Source organism: Polaribacter sp. Z014 (genome assembly GCF_023555435.1).
Classification (GTDB): domain Bacteria; phylum Bacteroidota; class Bacteroidia; order Flavobacteriales; family Flavobacteriaceae; genus Polaribacter.
Genome location: NZ_JALCZP010000003.1, coordinates 174,115 through 193,341 on the forward strand (window position 1 = coordinate 174,115; position 19,227 = coordinate 193,341).

Here is a 19,227-nt window from a genome sequence, read left to right on the forward strand (position 1 = left end):
AATATAAATGTTTTTAGAATTAAAAATCAACTTTTACACCTAAAGAATATAGTGCTGCAACAGGATATCTTGATACATCAAGCCCTCTTCTTACCACATTTCCTCCATTAACTTCTGGATCAAAACCTGTATAATCTGTAATCGTTAATAGATTTTGCCCAGATAAGAATACTCTTAAACTATTTAATCCCATTTTTTCAGATAGCTCTTTTGGAAAAGTATATCCTAAAGTAACTAATTTTAGCCTTAAATAATCTCCATCTTCTAACCAAAGATCTGTATTTCCATTATAATTGGGATGTAATAAAGCTCTATCTCTATGAAAAGGAATGTTAGAAGTTGAATTATCTGGAGTCCACATATTTATTAAATCAGTATGTCTCCCTCTTCCGTAAGCATCTGCTTTATTACCATTCATTAATTCGGCACCAACAGTTCCGTACCAATTCATACCAAAATCAAAGCCTTTATATCTCCATCCAAAATTAAAACCATATTCAAAATCTGGTAATCCGCTTCCAGAATACACCCTATCTGCATCTGTTATAACACCATCTCCTTTATCTGCAACACCATCATTATTTGTATCTACAGTTAATTGATCTGTATATTTTAAATCTCCTAATTCTGCAGAAGGAACTAATAATCTATAAGCCGCTAATTCTTCATCATTTTTAATTGTACCTTGAGTTTCATGTAAATAAAAAGCACCAACTTCTCTACCAATTTCTAATACAGTTACTGGAGATTGTAAAAGATAACCAGAACCATTATTAACTCTAGTTACTCCAGGAGCCATTTTAGTAACTTCATTTCTATTTCTTGTAAAAGTTCCAGAAAAAGTCAAATTATTCTCTCCAATATTATATTTATAATTTGCAGCAATTTCCAATCCTTTATTGGTCATATTACCAATATTTAAAACTACTTCATCTGAGTCGCTATAGCTTACAACACCCGCAGAACCAGGTAACGTTACACTAAAAAGCATATCTTCTTTATTAGTAACGTAGTAATCTGCGGTTACAGTTAATTTATTTTTAAAGAACCCTAAATCTATACCAATGTTTTTAGATATTGAGGTTTCCCACTGTACATCCTGATTAGCATAAGCGACAACCGCAGAACCAAAAGTAACACTGTTATCATCTTCATCAAAAATATAATCTCGTAATTGGGAAATACCTGATTGAAAAGAATATCTATCAAAATTATCATTACCTACAGTACCTCTACTTAATCTTAATTTTAGATTATTAACAGTACCCTTTATTGGTTTCCAAAAATTTTCACTAGAAACATTCCATGCTGCTGATACAGATGGGAAATTTGCCCATCTATTAGAGCTACCAAATTGACTAGAACCATCTCGTCTTACTAATGCAGATACTAAATATTTTCCTTTATAGTTGTATTGTAATCGTCCTATAAGACTCAGTGTAGTTCCTGTATAATTGTTACCTCCAGAAATAGCTTCTGGAAACAACTGAGCACCATCTAAAACTTCTACAGAGTTATCTGCTACTCCTAGTTTTTGAGCGGTAAAAACTTCGTAGGTTCTTTTTTCTGATGCCACTGAAGCTAAAGCAGATATAGTGTGGTGTCCAAATTTTTTCTTATAATTAAAACTTCCATCCCAACTTAATAGCGTTTGTCTAGAAGATTGTGCAGAAACACCACTTAAGTTAGGGTCTACGGTTACACTTCCAGTCTCAAGATCTATTAACTCAAATTTTGGACTAAATGTATTTTGCCCATAATTAGTAACATTAGCTCCTAACCTTGTAATAAAATTAAGGTCTTCAGTTAATTTTCTTGTAAGACTTAAACTACTATTAATTTTATCTGTTTTTCTTCGGTCTTTTCTTAAAGCTGCAGTTGCATAGTTGTTTATTGGTGTTGTTACACCACTAGACCCTTCTTCTGAATAGAAAGTTGTAGCACCTGTCTCTACTTCTGGAAACCAAGGTTTGTAACGCATAGTAGTGGTAATTAAATTATTACTTGTTACATTTCTGTCTTCAATTGTAAAAGCAATACTTGAATTAATTTTCCAATTATCTGAAGTATAAGCGGCTGATGCACGCCCATTGTATCTTTTAAATCCAGAATTGATTAATGCTCCGTCAATATCAAGTAATCCTCCAACAACGTTATAAGAAAACCCTTTTGAGCCTCCAGAAAGGTTTAAACTATACGATTTACTTTCTGCTGCATTATTTAAAATTAGCGAGTTAAAATCTGTATCATTATTTAACCATTCAGATTTACTAGGCCCTGGATTAAAATTAGCGGCAGGGAAATTTAATTTCTTTTGTGTCTCATAAAAGAATTGCTCTTCTGTATTCATTAATGAAATACCATCACCTAAAACCTGAACTCCAGAACTGTAATTAAATGAAACTTTAGAAACACCTGCTTTACCTTGTTTTGTAGTTATTAAAATAACACCCGCAGCTCCTCTTGTTCCATATACAGCTGTAGATGCTGCATCTTTTAAAATATCTATGGATTCAATTTCATTAGTACTTAAACCAGGATCGCCAGATTGTGGAATACCATCTACAACAAATAAAGGTGTGTTTCCTCCACTTAATGAAGTAATCCCTCTAATTTGTATACTAGATGATTCTCCAGGTGCTCCTGAGTTTGAAGTTATATTTACCCCAGCTATTTGCCCTTGAAGTGCAGAACCTAAATCTGGTGTTACAAAACTTTCTATTGCTTCTGCTTTTACTCTAGCAACAGAACCTGTTAATTCTTTCTTTTTAACAGCTCCATAACCAATCACTACAATCTCTTCTAACTCCTCTGAATTAGAAGTCATTTTAACATTGTGTTTTGGCTTTAATACTTTAACATTTCTTTTATCCATACCTAAGTATGAAAACACCAACGTTTCTCCTATTTCTGCGCTAATACTATAATTACCATCAAAATCTGTAGTTGTTCCTCTAGAAGTTCCTTTTACCAGAACAGAAGCTCCGGGTATTGGAGAATTATCTGCACTGTCCATTACGAGTCCTTTAACTGTTATTTTTTGTGCATTGGCATCAAAATTACAGAACAACATAGCAAATAAGCTTAAAAAACTATATGCTAGTATCTTGTTTTTTAATAAAAATTTTAAATTCATGGGTTGATTTTTATTCGTTTATATTCAAATTAAGTTTTGGGGTTTTACTATTGTTATTTCTCTTTATTATTATAAAAAAATATGGAATCTGACTAAAACCTTATTTTAAAATAACAGATAAGAAATCTATTTTTCAATTAATAATTATTTTGTACCAAAACTCCTTCGGATAAGGTTATTTGATCTAAAGGTATTGGCATTAACTCATGCTTGCCTTCTACAAATCCATAAGGGCTTAATAAAGTTCCTGCTCTTCCGCTTCTTACTAAATCGTAAAAACGAAAACCTTCTCCAGCCAACTCTACACGTCTTTCATGATAAATAGCCTCTAATAAAGGTTGTCCTGTTAGTGTAGATGCTAAATCTGGAAGTACAGAAGGTAATGCTGCTCCTCTAGCTCTAGCTCTAACTTTGTTAACATACTTAATTGCCTCTGATGGGTTTGTACTATAAATAGCTTCTGCATACATTAAATACGCATCTGCAAGTCTAACAATACGAACATTATTAGAGCTATTTTTAGCTCTAGCTGTTGTTGGTATTTTATATTTAGTATAAGGATACCAAGCGTACTTTCTTACATACCAATCGGTACCGTAACTAGCATCACTAAAATACAAGGTAGCATCTAATCTAGGGTCGTTTGCCTCATACTCATTTCTTAAACCATCTCTTGCTTGCACAAAACCACCTCCTTTATTACTATTTGGACTTACACGCTGCGGTATTCCACTACCTGATGCAGTTGCATCTGAAAGAAAGCTAATTTCAAAAAGAGAACCAGAATTCCACTCTCCTTCTGGTTCAAAAATAGTAGAATAATCTGGTGTTAATTCAAAACCTAAAGCAAATAGTTGATTTCCATACGTTTCTACTTGGCTCATTTTATTTTGGTATAGAGACACTCTCATCATCATTCCTAAAGCAGCTCCTTTATCTGCACGCCCAGTATAATTAACACCTCTATCTAATCTTGAAGGTAAATCTGCAATTGCAATTTTTAAATCATCTTCTATAAAAATGTATGTATCCTCTTTTGTGGCTCTTGGCACATTGAATTCTCCTAGTTTTAGAGGTTTATCAATAATTGGTACTCCACCAAAAGAATTTACTAATTTTAAGTAATAAAAAGCACGTAAAAAATGAGCTTCTGCTAAAATTTCCTTTTTTCTTTCGGTATCATCAAAAGTAATATTTGGCACATTTTCAATCACCAAATTAGCATATAAAATACCTTTGTAACTCACTTTCCATAATTGAGCCATTATAGGGTTTGATGTAGAAATTGCCCATTTGTCTCTTTCAAATAATGGCGCATTATTTTCTGCAGTACGTCCTCCTTTAATAAAGTCATCTGTACCTATTTCTCCAAAAACCATATCGGTACCCATTACTGCCCAAAAATTAGTACCGTACAACTCTCTTAAAGAAGAATATGTCGCCACTAAAGCTTGCTCTGCTTGGACTGGATTGGTATAAAAATCTTCTAAAACGGGCTCTCCAAAAGATTTAGAATCTAAGTTCTCTGAACAAGAAACCATTGCAACTACTAAAAATAGTAAACTGTACTTTATATATGTCTTAATATTATTATATAATTTCATAATGAATGCTTTTTAAAAGTTAATATCTAGTCCTAAAGAAAATGATCTTGTAGAAGGGTATCTACCTCTGTCAATTCCTATATCTAAAGATGTTCTACTACCATCGTTTTGAGTTTCATCTACACCAAGTTCTGGATCTAATCCACTATAGTCTGTTATGGTAAATAAATTTTGACCGGCTACATAAATTCTAGCTTTTGAAATAAACGTTTTACTTAAAACGTCTTTTGAAAAATTATACCCTATTTGCACATTTTTAAGTCTTAAGTAAGATCCATCTTCAACAAATCTACTAGACTGCTTGCTATTATTAGCAAACCCATCAAATGTAGCTCTAGGTATAGAATTAGTAGTACCTTCCCCAGTCCATCGTCCTAAATATGCAGTGTTTAGATTAGAATCTAACTTTCCGTCTAATAAATATGAGGTAGCATTAAAAATTTTATTTCCTTGTACTCCTTGAAAAAACATGGTCATGTCAAATTGTTTATACGTCATATCAAGATTAATTCCGTAAGTAAAATCTGGTAATGGAGAACCTATAAAAGTTCTATCATCATCGTTAATTGAACCATCGTCATTTAAATCCTTGTACCTAACATCTCCAGGTTTATTTCCATTTAAACTAGCATTATTATCTATTTCATCTTGATTTTGAAAAATTCCAATTGCTTCTAAACCGTAAAAAGAAGCGATAGGTTTACCTGCCTCAGTTCTACTAATACCTGTATAACCGTTACCAGTAACACCTGTACTAATAACACTCCCTTTTGTAGCTAAACTAAGCACTGTATTGTCTATAAAAGCAATATTACCTCCCACACTAAAGAAAAAATCATTCATTCTTTTCTTATAATTTAATGAGAATTCTAGTCCTTTATTTTCAATCTCTCCTGCATTTATTGTTGGAGGTGATTCGTAACCAGAAGTCTGTAAAATTGGAGATTCCAATAACATATTAGAAGTTGTTTTTATAAAATAATCTGCAGTAAATGTAAGTGCATTATTTAACAAACCTAAATCTAAACCTACGTTTGAAGTAGTTGTTGTTTCCCATTTTAAATCTGGATTACCAGGGCTTAATGGCGCTAAACCAACTACCGTTAACTCATCTTTACCTAATAAATAATTTTCACTAGTACTTAAAGTACTAAATATTGCAGAATTAGGTATGTTTTGGTTTCCTGTTTCTCCCCAACCAACACGGAATTTAAATTGATTAATTACATCAATATTATAAAACTTTTCTTTATGAATATTCCATGCTAAGGCTAAAGACGGAAATTGAGCAAATCTGTTATTATCTCCAAATCTAGAAGAACCATCAATCCTGTAAGTACCTGTAAATAAATATCGATCATCATAATTATAATTTAGTCTACCAAAATAAGACAATAATGATGAGCTAGAAATAGTACCAGAATTTGTAGATGAATCTATAGCTCCTGAACCCAAGGTAGGGTTCTCTACTCCCTGTGGAATAGCACTTCTACTGGCTAAAACATTATTATAATCTAGTTGTTGTGTTTCATGTCCTAACAAGGCATTAATACTATGTTTTTCTTTAATTGTAGTGCTATAACTTAAGGTATTAGACCAAACGCTAACTCTATTCTCTGATCTTAATAAACTATAAATATTTTCTGGTCTATTTTGTTCTGCCGAGATGAAGTATTCCGATTGAAAGTTATCCCTCTTTCTATTATTAACTTCTAAACCATAATTAGATTTAAATTTTAAACCTTTCATAAGATCAGCCTCAACAAAAACATTTCCTAAAAAACTTTCTTTTGTTAAAGGCGTTTGTTCATACAGTGTTAAACCCACGGGGTTTCTAATCTCTGTAGAATATAGAGGTCTTGCAGGTGAACCATCTGTATTGTATATTGGAGAAACTGGGTCTACAACAAAACCAATAAAAGCTGTTTTATTATTAGAATTACCTCCAAAAGAAGCCACAGAATTAGAGGTTGATTTTGAATACTGTATATTTTGACCCACTTTAATTTTAGGTTTTATTTGATACGTACTATTTACTCTAAAGTTTGTTCTATCAAAAGATGTATTGGTTACAATTCCTTTTTGGTTTAATTTACCAAAAGAAACATAATAAGATGTTTTTTCTCCTCCACCAGATAAAGATAATTGATGACTTACAATAGTACCTGTTCTGTAAACAGCATCTTTCCAATTATAAGATTCTAATGATGATGGATCTGAAAAAGCAGCTTCTGGAGTAGCTCCATCATTTACTTTTCCTTCGTTATAAAGAGTTGCCCATTGCTCTGCATTCATTACATCCAGATTATCAATTCTATTTTCAATACCTGAATAGGTTTTGTAAGAAATAGTAGATCTATTTTTACTCCCTACTTTTGTGGTAACTAACACCACTCCATTAGCACCTCTAGAACCATAAATTGCCGTAGCAGAAGCATCTTTTAATACTTGAATCGATTCAGCATCGTCCATATTAATATTACTAATATCATTAATTGGCACCCCATCTACTATATACAAAGGATCTGCATTATTAACCGTACCAACACCTCTAATTCTTACCGTTGGTGTAGCTCCTGGTTGACCAGAACTTTTTGTAACTGAAACTCCTGGTGCTCTACCTTGAATGGCTTGAGCAATAGAAGTTGTTTGAGTTTGAGTTAGTTCTTTAGCGCTTACAGAAGATACAGAACCTGTTACATCAGATTTTTTTACAGTACCGTACCCTACCAAAACAATCTCATCTAACTGACCAACCTCTTCTTCTAAAGCAACATTTATTTTGGTTTGGTTATTTACTACAACTTCTTTTGTAGCATATCCTATATATGAAAAAGTTAAAATAGAACTTTTATCAGATACGGAAATAGCATAAACTCCATCAAAATTTGTAGTTATACCGTTTGTTGACCCTTTTTCTAAGATACTTACACCTGGCAAAGGAGTGCCAAATTGGTCTGTAATAACTCCTTTAACTGTAATTTTTTGTGCATTTGCATCAAAACTACAGAACAATATTGCAAATAAGCTTAGTAGGCTATACGCTAATATTTTGTTTTTTAATAAATAGTTTAATTTCATGGGTTGATTTTTATTCGTTAATATTTAAATTAAGTTTGGGGTTTGGGTATTTTAAATCTATACTGTTTTCATTATTAAATCTGTTTTTTTTTGAATTCGTTTGTAGCCATTTTTGGCTACCCTAAAGTTGATGTTTTTGTTATGTTTCTTTGTAGATTTTAGTAAATTAAATGTGTCTCTTAGTAAATATACCTAAAAACAGCAAATAAACAACTGATTTAAAGCAACTTAATACATTAAAATATTTCGGTATAAATTTTTGTTAATTCCGTTAAAAACCTCTTTAAATCATACGAAACAAAGAAAGTTCCAAAATAAAAAAAGGCAGTAAACTAAAATTACTACCTTTTTTATATTGTTAATAAGAGAAAATTGATCCTAGTAAGTAGGCACTGCTTCCTTCTCCCAGTTTAAAAGATTTGTTTTTAAAGTTTGCTCAATTTCTAATCCAGTTCCTATTAAATCATTTTGTTCACTAATATCTTTAGTAACATTAAATAATTGGAATTTTCCCGAGTGATATTTCACCAATTTCCAGTCGCCATCTATTACAGACGCATATTGATCTTCATAACTTCTAAAGAAATACAATTGTCTTTTTGCAATTGTTTTTCCTTTTAAAATAGGCATTAAACTTACTCCTTGAATCCAATTATCTTCACATTTTTTACCAGAAGCAATTTCAAGTATCGTTGGGTATAAATCTATAGATTGCACAGGAATCGATGTTTCCGTTCCTGGTTTTGTAACTCCTGGGTAATCTATGGTTAATAAAACCCTAGAACCACCTTCACCTAAAGTATTACCGCCTTTTTTACCACCACTTAAAGGAGCATTAGAATACGCACCACCTTGATCGGAAATTAAAATAATAATAGTATTGTCTGCAATTCCTTTCTCTTTTAATGCTTTTCTAACTTGCCCTACAGAATTGTCTAACACCTCAACCATGGCTCCATGTTGTGCATATCTACCTTCCATTCCTTTGGCTTCGTATTTTTTTATTAAATCTTTTCTACCAATAGAAGGCCCATGAACGGTGTAGTACCAAAATGACAACATAAAAGGATCTTTTTTATCGTAATTTTTAATAAATTCTGTTGCATGATTGGTTAATACCTCAGTTAAATAGTCGCCTTTTTTTACACCTGATTTTAAAAATCCTTTTGGGTCTTCTTCTGCTTTAAAAAATGGAAAATAATAATTTTTTGGATGCCCAGCATTTGTGGTTGCATACACCTCATCAAAACCTTGTTTTCCTGGATAGTTTGCAGGATGTCCTAAATGCCATTTTCCTATAAAAGCATTGTAATAACCATACTCTTTTAACCTTTCTGCATAGGTAACTTCTTCTAAAGGTAAATAATTAATAGAAGGCATTTGAACCGGATCTTTTGGCCAATAACTATATTTTTCTTTATCTGGATTTCCAGAAATATGTCTAACCATCTCCATACGAACCGCTTCTTTACCTGTTAAAATAGACGCTCTACTTGGGCTACAAGTAGGCGTAGGAATGTATGCTCTGTTAAAATTTAAACTTTCTTTTTTTAATTGATCGATGTTTGGCGTTTCGAAAAGAGAATTTCTGAAACCAACATCTGCCCATCCCCAATCATCAACAAATAATAACACGATGTTTGGCTTTTTAGATACTGTTGCTGCTTTTACAGTATCATTTTTTGTCTCTTTATTTTTACAGGAAAAAGCTGCAGTCATAACAAGAAACAATAAGAATAAACTACTTGAATTTTTGAATTTATACATTATAAAATTATTTAATTATTATTTTTTTCGTGATTCTTTTTTTGTCAGATTCTATACGAATGATGTACATATTTTCAGTCATCTCAGTTGCATCAATTGTAGTGTTGTTCTTAAATACAGGTACTTCTTTTACCAATTGTCCTAATAAATTAAAAACCTGAATACTTCCACTAAAATTACTTTTAACATTTAAAATTCTTGAATTTTCTTGTTGATAAATAACAATATTTTCACCATCAATAAATTCATTTATATTTAAAGTTTCCGCTACAGTAGATGTTTGCAATGGGTTTGAGGTGTTTTTATCATCGCCATTAATCCAAATAGGATCTCCATCAATATCACAACCTTCAAAATCATTTTCTCCTCCATCGGTAATTAAACCATCTGCTCTAACTTCTGCAGAAAAACCAGTATGCGTTACATTTTCTAAAACAATTTTATACCTTCCTGCCGGACTCCCTTTAGAAACATACTCTTCTAAAGCCAAATAATACACAGGTGCTAAAGCTGGCGCTTGATAAGATTCGTCGTCTAAATTTTTACCTGAACTGATGTAGTTTCTTAATGCACAAGGAATGTGCCTTAAACGTGCCGCTCTTACCTGAGCATTTACACCATAAGTTGCAGAAACATTTGCAATTACAGATGCTTCAGAAAAAGTACCTGAACTATGGTCTGGTGCAACTTGTCCTTTATCCGAAGACAAAAAACCATAATTAATAGACACTGCCGCTTCACAGCTAATTCCTGTAATATCTCTAACATCTACCATACCTTGTGTTATGGTATGTGGAGACAACATTACTGCATGTGCACCATTTGTACAGGATATATTTCTACCATACATATTATTTATAATTGGCGTTTTATCTGTAACATATCTATCTGCTAAACCACTAAAACCAGACTCAAATCTTAGGGTGACTCCTCCTTCGCCAGATAAATTTCTATACAGTATATCTTGCCCAACCTGACATTGAATTAAACCATAACCATAGTGTGCTTTCTTTATATCTAAATTTTCTATAATACCAAAAGAAGAAAATAATGCCGGCGCACTTGTAGCACCAACTGCACCCGAAGAAACAGCGTTAAATTTTGTATAATTATCTAAAACTAAAAAATCTGCTAATTTAAAATTAGCAGTATTTCCCAACTGAAATGCTCTTATATCATCATTTGGTTGCATATCAGAAAAATCAAATGTAAATTTCTCTCCATTTGTACTTTGAAAACTCCAATTTGTAACCTTCTCAAAATTGTTATCATAACCAACTCTAAATAAAGAACTCATTGGTGTTGTTTTAAAAACTACATCTGGATGAACGCGAATATGAACACCTGTTTTTATATGAATTTGATTTAAAGTATAAGTTCCCGCATTTATAGTTAAAACTCCTCCGCCAGCATTAGATAAATTATTTATCATAGTCTGTAAAGCTGCGGTTGAACTAGATCCGTTAGGAAAACTCTTCTGGTTTGCAGTATTTATTGTAGGGTTGTAAAAATAACTATCTGCAGGCAACGCTCTATCAATTGGGTTTTGTGCACATAAAAAACTTATAAAAAAAACGCAACACCAAGATAAAAAACTGTTTTTTTGGATTTTCATAAATTAAATTTTATAATTATTTTACTCCTTTATTTCGTTTTATTTTTACAGAAGTAGCATTTTCTTTCACCTCTATCTTAATAGGAAAATTAAAATTTTTAAATTGATTTTTTTCAATTAACACATCTTCACAATAATCTAAATGTATTGCAGGTAAAGTAGATACCGTAGGATAATCAGTACTCAACTCTATAATATTTCCAGTAATTTTTAATCCTTTTACAGAAAAAGCATCCACTAAGTGGCCATTAAAACTTTTAATAATATTGTTACTAAAATCTATATTTCTATGAAACTTTTTAGCCCCTATTCTTTGGTCTTTTGTAAATAAAGGGGACGCTAATAATGGATAAGACTCACCATTTCCATAACCAATGGTATTAAATATATTGTTTCTAATAGTAATATCTTGTACACCACCAGATTCGTACCATTTATTATTATCTCCTTCAATTAAAATACCATGCATTTGAGATGAAAAATAATTATTTTCAATCACCACTTTTCCTTTTGTAGTAATAAGTGCACTTCTGGCTCTATTTTCTCTAATTACATTTTTATTCATGTATACATCCGGATACCAAGTAAGATTTTCTAAAGAAAGTTTTCCTTCTGGTAATGTTGCAGGCACTTCTGCAACAGTAATTAACATTCTTCTTTCATTTAAAACCTTTACTTTTTTAATTTCAGTTTTAAAAATTGGTAGAATCGTTTCTCTAGACATAATCATTACCTCATCTCCTTTTTCACCGAAAATAAATCCCCATTGTTGCACATGGCTCGTTTCGCATAAAAAAGTATTGTTACCCATGTATTTTTCTACTTTTACATAAGCTCCATGTACATTTATACCATCATCTAACATGTGTTCTAATAAACAGTTTTCTACTTTTATAGTTCCTTTACAACCTAAAAAATGTGTTGCATCTGCTCTTGTAGAAAATGTTCTATCTGCTCTAGAAGTCACTACAAATTTGTCTAAAGAAATATTTTCACATCTTTCTGCTATTAAAGCCATTCCTCCTGCTGCTAATACAGTTATATTATTTAAAACATTATCATTTGAGTTTGATAAATGAATTGCAGGCACAAATCTATTTTCTCCAGGACTTTGTCCGTACGTTGCAAAAACAGTACCTACAGGTGGTGATACTTTTGTGTAATTTGTAAACTTTGCAGTCTTATTATCAATTTTAACAATTTTTGCTGTTTTAGAAGATTTTGGTTTTAAGTAATAATCTTTCGTATGCCAAATAGGAGATTTCGTCTTAGAATCAAACGCAATATTTTGTCCTATTTCATCTTGCCAATCGTAATGATTAAATAATATTTGGTTATTCTTAACTTCGAAACCAAATTTTTCATTTGCAACATCAACAATAAAAGAATTATCTTCTTTGTTATTTTCAGTTACTCTTAATTCATTTACAAAAGATTTCTCCCAGTCTATTGTAAAGTTTTTTAATGCAGTATTTCTAGAACTTTCTACAGTTATTGGAACAATTTTACCGTGAAACATAAACGTAGATTCATTTCCATCTAAAGTAAAATTATAGAAATTAAAAATTGGAAAAGCTATTTTCTTTAAACTATTATCATGGTTTGTAACTGCTCTATAAGTTTCAAAAGCATTCTCTGGATAAAACTCATATTGCCCTTTTGGAAAAAACAAAGTGATATCCTTCTTTCCTTTCAAAGAATTTATTAGTTGATAAATTTCTAGCGTAACATCTTTCCCTGGCTTAATACCATAATCTGCAACATTTATGGTTTGCTCTTGTGCATAAGAAGTACATCCTAAAATTAGCACTAACATAAAAGTAAAAAAGTTTTTCATAAATATAAAATTTTAATTTCTTACTGTAAACCTAAGCACAATGTGCATTTATACTGTATTTATGAGTATAAAGATTGTATTTATAGGTTTAAAAATATTGAAAAAATTAATCTTTTAAGTATTTTTCAATCGTATACGACATCGCTTCTGTTATGTTTGATTTATAACCTATTTTGTAAAACTGATAATTTCCTTTTTTATCAATAATTATGTTGGATGGATATGCCTTTACATCAAATTTTTCAGCAATCCAACGCCCATCTTCTACAATATCATAATTAAAAGGATTCCGTTTTAAAAACGTATCTATTTTATATTCATCGTCTAAAGCTATTGCTATAAAAACAACGTCTTTTCCCTTAAATTTCTCTTTTAATTTATTTAAATGTGGAAGTTCCTTTTTACAAGGCGGACACGTTGTAAACCAAAAATTTAACACAACTACTTTTCCTATTAAGTCTTTACTTTTAAATTTATTTCCTTGAATACTTCTCACAGAATACTTTGGTGATAACTCTCCTAAACGCTCTAACGCTTGTTCTTTTCTTTCATTACTATGTTTTTTAGCATCAATTACATATTGCTTCTGTTCTTCTGTAGTTCTAATAGTATAACCTTCTAAACTATAAGTTTTTGCGGGCAATTTAGTGTAGTATATTTTTTTAGCAGTAACCGTATAAGGTCCTAAATATTTATCATTTGCAGTGTATTTTAATAGAAAACCCTGTGCATTGAACTGTTTAATATATCTTAACCCAAACTTTTTGGTTGTGTATACTTTTCTAATCTCTCCTTTTATTTTTGTCTCATAAACTTGACAAGGAATACCTATAATATTTTCTATTTCCTCTTCTTGAAGAATGACGTCTTTTACAGGGTTTTTAAACTTATTTATAATACCTGTTTTAGTCGTATAACTACGTGCAAGTGAATAAGTAAGTTCTTTATCATAATCTAATAAAGTTGAAAAATCATAATTTTTACTATTAGAATAACGTTTTTCTAATAATTTATCTTTATTAAAAATAACAATGATTTCTTTTTTAAAATAAGAAAGTTTTTTTTGTTTTTCTGATAAAACTCGATCATAAACAACATCATAAGTTATAACTACATCATCTTTTATATTCTTTGCATTGGAATATTTCCATTGAGAAACAAGGTTTGTTGATACCAATAAGAAAAGAAACACAATAGATAATTTTTTCATCATTTTAATTTTTCGCATTCAAAATAAACTCAAACTCATATTTTCCTGATGGAATTACAAATTTAGGCAATGTTTCTGACAGCGTTCCATTTACACTCATTTGAATTAAGTGCAAATTCAAAGTATAAAACCCTTGTTTTTTTAAATCATAAGGATGTTTTGCATTTTGAATATTTTCTGGCGAATATGGCCAAATTGAAAATCCGAATGTTGATGCACCTTCAATTTTTAAACTATTCTTTCTGTTTTCCGAAAGCTGTAACCATCTTACATCAGAGCGGTTTCCGTTTTCTTGCGGAAAAACATAATTTGTAAATAAATCGTCCGTTTTAAAGATGTATTCATCTACTTCTGTACCTCGTTTTCTATCTATGTAATTTTCCCAAGGTCCTTTTCCGTAAAAAGTGGTGGTTTTGTACCTATTCGGAATGCCTAAAGTAACACCAAATTTCACCAAACCAGGTAAGTTTTTATTGGCATCTAAATCCATTTTCACAACAATTCTTCCATCACTTAAAAAGTGATAATTGATATTTAATTTTACTTCGTCTTTATATGATTTCTCCACCAAAACGGAAACTTCATTGGTCTTTTCTGCAATTACTTTTACAGATTTAATTTCTAATTTATCATTTAAAAACTCCCAATAACCTCTAGATTTTCTAAAATCTTTACTACTTGCACCTCGTAAATCGTTGTCTATTGGTGGTCTAAAAAAGTTAGGTTTTAAAGGTGAAGAGATTTGCTCTTTTCCATTTTTGATAAATGAAATTAGTGCGCCTGTTTCTGTTGATACTTTTGCAGCATATTTTTTTCCTGAAACAGTAATTTCAGCAGTATTTTCTACAACTTGTAATGCTGCTTTTGATGCTGACTGATACGTCTTAATGGCTGTTTTTTCTTTGATTAAAAGTTGTTCATTCGCTACTTCATAGCCTTTTGTAGCCCAAAAGGTAGTTCCTTTTTCTTGTACAGACATTTTTAACCAATATTCATTTTCATCTTTAAAATTCACCTCTTTAAATGGAATATTTATTTTTGATGATGAACTTGGTTTTACATCAATATCTTGTAAAATTCCAGATTGAATTTCTTTTCCGTTTTCAGACAACATCCATTTTACATCGTAGTTATTTAAATTAGTAACATTTAAATGATTAATTGCTAAAATACTTCCTTTTGCTACATCAATTGCAGTAAAATTAAAGGGTTGCTGAATATATTTTACTTCCCACGCATGTGGATGTGGTTTTCTATCTGAAGAGAAAACACCGTTAATACAGAAGTTTCCAGCATTCGGATAATCGTCAAAATCACCTCCATAGGCATAAAATTTTTCACCATTATCAGCTGTTTTTTCTATTCCTTGGTCTATCATATCCCAAATAAAACCTCCAATTAAATTCTTTTTCGAGTTGATTAAATCCCAATATTCACCCAATCCACCAATGGAGTTCCCCATGGCATGCGCATATTCACACATAATAATAGGTCTGTTTATATATTTACTTTCAGACATTGCTTTTAGCTGATAAATCTCTGGATACATTCTACTTAAAACATCTACATATTTTGGATCTGTAGGGTTTGCATGCGCAGGTCCTCTAAACACTTTTTGTCCTTCTTCTCCTTCTTTATACGCAGGGTTCGTGGGATCTCCTTGCGCTCCTTCATAATGAATAAAACGTGAAGGATCGTAATCTTTTATCCAACCTGCAGCAGCCGCAAAAGCAGGTCCTGTTCCAGATTCATTTCCCATAGACCAAGAAATTATAGAGGCATGATTTTTATCTCTATCCACCATTCTCATAATTCTACTTAACATAGGAATTGCCAAACTTGGTTGTTGTGGCGCATAACTTCCTAAATGATGGGTTTCTATATTTGCTTCATCCATTACATAAATTCCGTATTTATCACATAAATCATAGAAATATGGATCATTCGGATAATGTGAAGTTCTTACGGCATTAAAATTGAATTTTTTTAACAGTTTTACATCGTCTTCTAAATCTTGTCTGGTTAATGCTTTTCCTCTAACAGGATGATGATCATGACGATTAACACCTTTTATTTTTACCGGTTTTCCGTTGATAAGTAACTCGTTTTCTGCACTAAAACCAACTTGTCTAAATCCAATTTTCTGACTGCGAGATTCTACAATTTTTCCTGATGCATCTTTTACATCAAAAACAACCGTGTACAAATACGGATTTTCTACAGACCATTTTTGTGGACTTTTAATATTAGCTTCTAAAAATGCAAATTTTGTAATGTCTCTTTGTGGCCATCTTTCAAAAAAGACATCTTCAATAGCACAAGACATCGGTTTTGGTAAAACCTTTTTATTATTAGCATCGTATAAATCTGCAGAAATGGTCCAACCTTTTAAGTTGTCTTCATCTCCTTTCATCCATACATGCGGACGAACTTCTATCTTGGCATCTTCTAACGTATCATCGAACTTTGTTCGAATAAAAAAGTCATTTAAAGAAACTTTTGGTTGCGCCATTAATAAAACCTCTCTGTGAATTCCGCTTAAACGCCACATGTCTTGGTCTTCTAAATAACTACCGTCACTCCATCTAAAAACCTGAACGGCAACTTTATTTTTTCCTTCAACTAGATATTTAGTAATATCGAATTCTGCTGCCAATCTACTTCCTTGGCTGTACCCAACTTTTTTACCATTTACCCAAACATAAAATGCAGACGAAACGCCGCCAAAATGTAAAATTACAGATTGATCTTTCCAGTCTTTTGGAACTGTAAAATCTCTATAATAACTTCCAACCGGATTGTCTCTATACTTTTCTATAAATGGAAATTGTGGCGGATGAGGCCCCATATATCCGAAATTTCTTTTTCCTCCATTTTTTATATCCGGAGTAAAAGGATAAATAATATTGGTATAAATTGGTTGTCCAAACCCTTGTAATTCCCAACTAGATGGCACAGGAATATCACTCCAATTTTCTCCATTAAAATCATTCTTGATAAAATCTGTAGGTCTGTCTTTAGATTTCCCTACATAGTTAAATTTCCAGGTTCCGTTTAATGATTGTGTTCTAGATTTGTCTCTATTTCCCTCTAAAGCATCTGCATGATTAGTATAGGAATAACTTGGCACACGTGCTCTTAATTTGTTTTGCTCAAACATCAATTCGTTTTCCCAATCATTTTGAGAAAAAGATATTTGAGAAAATAATAGCAATAAGAAAACAATAGAATTCTTTAAATACATCATAAAAATTAGTATTAATACTGAATGGTAAAGTCAAATATAATAACAAAAACTTTTGTCTTTGTGCCTTTACAACCTGTAATTTAAAATAAACTGGTAATGCTATAAATATAAATAGGATTTGTCTAAATGCTAAAAAACATCTTATCCAAATCCTACTCTATTTTACCTTAAAAAAATTAATTACTCCGTAATATATTTCTGATTTAACTTTAAACCAGGTTCATCATACATCTTCATTTGCTTAAATAATTCTGTTTGCATCATTTTTGCAATGCCTGCATATGCTGCATCGTAGTAAAAGTTAATCAACTCATCTGGATCTTTTTGTAAATCGAATAAATATGGTTTTTCTTTTTTATCGATGACCAATTTATATCTATCACTTACTGCAGAAGCCCACCATCCGCCAGACTTGGCGAAATAGGTAATTCTATCACTATTTACTTCTTTTTTATTGTTTGTAAAATCGTCTGAAGTATCTAAACCTTGAAATTTTGCAGCTGTTTTAACATTCATCAAACTTAAAATAGTGGGTGTAAAATCTACATTTGTATAGGCGGTATTGATCACTTTGCCTGAAGGTATTTTCTTTGGATAACGAATTAAAAACGGAATTCTTGCTGAACCTTCATAAGGCACCCCTTTGTTACGTCTGTTGTGTTCAAAAAACATATCTCCATGATCTGAAGTAAAGATTACAATGGTATTTTCTGTAAGATTATTGTCTTCTAAAAACTGAAGAATTCTACCTACAGAATCATCAATATGACTCACCATTCCAAAATACTGTTTTAACGCATTTTTTTCATTTTTAAATGATTTTTTTCCAGCAGCTTCATTGTTTTTTTGATCTTTTGCCCATTTAGGTTTTATAGCAGTATATTTTGCATCCATAGTTTTTGGTGCTTCAATTTTTAAATCTTCATACATAGTGTTGTATGGAGGCTTTGCGTAATCTGGCGTATGCGGATCTGGAATAGAAAGCATTAATGCAAAAGGTTTATTTTTATCACGTTCTAAAATTTCTAAGGCCTTATTTGTAAAAAAATCTGTTAAATGAATCACTTCATCTTTTGGTAATTTAGCGGCAACTTTTTCATTAATACCCGTTATTACAGCACCATCTTTTGTTAAACTAAAATAAGGCGCATGACCACCTTTCATCATATAGCGATTATCATCAAAACCTGCTTTATATTTAATGCCAAAAACATATTTTTCTTCACCTGCTAAATGCCACTTACCCACATAAGAAGTTGCATAACCTTGGTCTCTTAAAATGGTAGCAAATGTTGGTATATCTTCTCGAATATGCATTCCGTTTTTTGGGGCTCCCGTAGATCCAGGATGTAAACCTGTCATTAAAGAAGCGCGAGATGGTGTGCAAACTGGCGAAGCACAATAATAGCTCGTTGCAATAGCTCCTTCTTCTGCCAGTTTATCGATATTTGGGGTTTTAGAATTATTCCCTTTTCCCCAAACAAAAGCTTGTGCTTCTGGCAGTAATTTTTGATATGCACTTATAGTTCTAAAATTATGTTCATCGGTATGAATGATAATTAAATTTGGTTTTTGAGTTGTGTTTAAAACAACTTCTTTTTTTTCTTGATTTGTAACTGTTTTTTGACCTTTACAGCTCATAAATGAGATTGCAAATATCAAGGATACAAGTAATAGATTTTTATGCTTCATTTTTTACTAAATTTTAAATTTAAGTGTTGCTTTGGTTA

General features: G+C 31.4%; 9 protein-coding genes. All 9 read right to left on the minus strand.

Annotation, left to right across the window (positions count from 1 at the left end):
• Positions 1-19 precede the first annotated feature (19 nt).
• The 9 genes from MPF19_RS06060 to MPF19_RS06100 all read right to left on the minus strand — a co-directional run bounded on the left by MPF19_RS06060 (position 20) and on the right by MPF19_RS06100 (position 19,189).
• Positions 20-3,136, minus strand: a complete 3,117-nt coding sequence (locus MPF19_RS06060) for a SusC/RagA family TonB-linked outer membrane protein (protein ID WP_249987226.1) — start codon at positions 3,134-3,136, stop codon at positions 20-22.
• Between the two features lie 137 nt (positions 3,137-3,273).
• Complete coding sequence (locus MPF19_RS06065) at positions 3,274-4,740, minus strand: RagB/SusD family nutrient uptake outer membrane protein (RefSeq protein ID WP_249987227.1); 1,467 nt, start codon at positions 4,738-4,740, stop codon at positions 3,274-3,276.
• A gap of 12 nt (positions 4,741-4,752) precedes the next feature.
• Positions 4,753-7,821: a SusC/RagA family TonB-linked outer membrane protein gene (locus MPF19_RS06070; protein WP_249987229.1), complete on the minus strand. Its 3,069-nt coding sequence runs from the start codon at positions 7,819-7,821 to the stop codon at positions 4,753-4,755.
• A 378-nt stretch (positions 7,822-8,199) separates the two neighbouring features.
• Positions 8,200-9,588 carry a sulfatase gene (locus MPF19_RS06075; RefSeq protein WP_249987231.1) on the minus strand — a complete coding sequence of 463 codons (1,389 nt, stop codon included), beginning with the start codon at positions 9,586-9,588 and terminating at the stop codon, positions 8,200-8,202.
• Between the two features lie 7 nt (positions 9,589-9,595).
• Complete coding sequence (locus tag MPF19_RS06080; RefSeq protein WP_249987233.1) at positions 9,596-11,203, minus strand: T9SS type A sorting domain-containing protein; 1,608 nt, start codon at positions 11,201-11,203, stop codon at positions 9,596-9,598.
• A 16-nt stretch (positions 11,204-11,219) separates the two neighbouring features.
• Positions 11,220-13,040 carry an alpha-1,3-galactosidase-related protein gene (locus MPF19_RS06085; protein ID WP_249987234.1) on the minus strand — a complete coding sequence of 607 codons (1,821 nt, stop codon included), beginning with the start codon at positions 13,038-13,040 and terminating at the stop codon, positions 11,220-11,222.
• Between the two features lie 106 nt (positions 13,041-13,146).
• Positions 13,147-14,250, minus strand: coding sequence for a TlpA family protein disulfide reductase (locus MPF19_RS06090; protein ID WP_249987235.1), 1,104 nt, complete (start codon positions 14,248-14,250; stop codon positions 13,147-13,149).
• Between the two features lie 4 nt (positions 14,251-14,254).
• Positions 14,255-17,497, minus strand: coding sequence for a glycoside hydrolase family 2 TIM barrel-domain containing protein (locus tag MPF19_RS06095; protein ID WP_249987237.1), 3,243 nt, complete (start codon positions 17,495-17,497; stop codon positions 14,255-14,257).
• A 180-nt stretch (positions 17,498-17,677) separates the two neighbouring features.
• On the minus strand, positions 17,678-19,189 hold the full coding sequence (locus MPF19_RS06100; RefSeq protein ID WP_249987239.1) for a sulfatase family protein: 1,512 nt from the start codon (positions 19,187-19,189) through the stop codon (positions 17,678-17,680).
• Positions 19,190-19,227: the final 38 nt, after the last annotated feature.

Bases quoted from the DNA above. Each gene is read 5' to 3' on its own strand.
- MPF19_RS06060 (WP_249987226.1), bottom strand. From the start codon at position 3,136: ATGAATTTAAAATTTTTATTAAAAAACAAGATACTAGCATATAGTTTT.
- MPF19_RS06065 (WP_249987227.1), bottom strand. From the start codon at position 4,740: ATGAAATTATATAATAATATTAAGACATATATAAAGTACAGTTTACTA.
- MPF19_RS06070 (WP_249987229.1), bottom strand. From the start codon at position 7,821: ATGAAATTAAACTATTTATTAAAAAACAAAATATTAGCGTATAGCCTA.
- MPF19_RS06075 (WP_249987231.1), bottom strand. From the start codon at position 9,588: ATGTATAAATTCAAAAATTCAAGTAGTTTATTCTTATTGTTTCTTGTT.
- MPF19_RS06080 (WP_249987233.1), bottom strand. From the start codon at position 11,203: ATGAAAATCCAAAAAAACAGTTTTTTATCTTGGTGTTGCGTTTTTTTT.
- MPF19_RS06085 (WP_249987234.1), bottom strand. From the start codon at position 13,040: ATGAAAAACTTTTTTACTTTTATGTTAGTGCTAATTTTAGGATGTACT.
- MPF19_RS06090 (WP_249987235.1), bottom strand. From the start codon at position 14,250: ATGAAAAAATTATCTATTGTGTTTCTTTTCTTATTGGTATCAACAAAC.
- MPF19_RS06095 (WP_249987237.1), bottom strand. From the start codon at position 17,497: ATGATGTATTTAAAGAATTCTATTGTTTTCTTATTGCTATTATTTTCT.
- MPF19_RS06100 (WP_249987239.1), bottom strand. From the start codon at position 19,189: ATGAAGCATAAAAATCTATTACTTGTATCCTTGATATTTGCAATCTCA.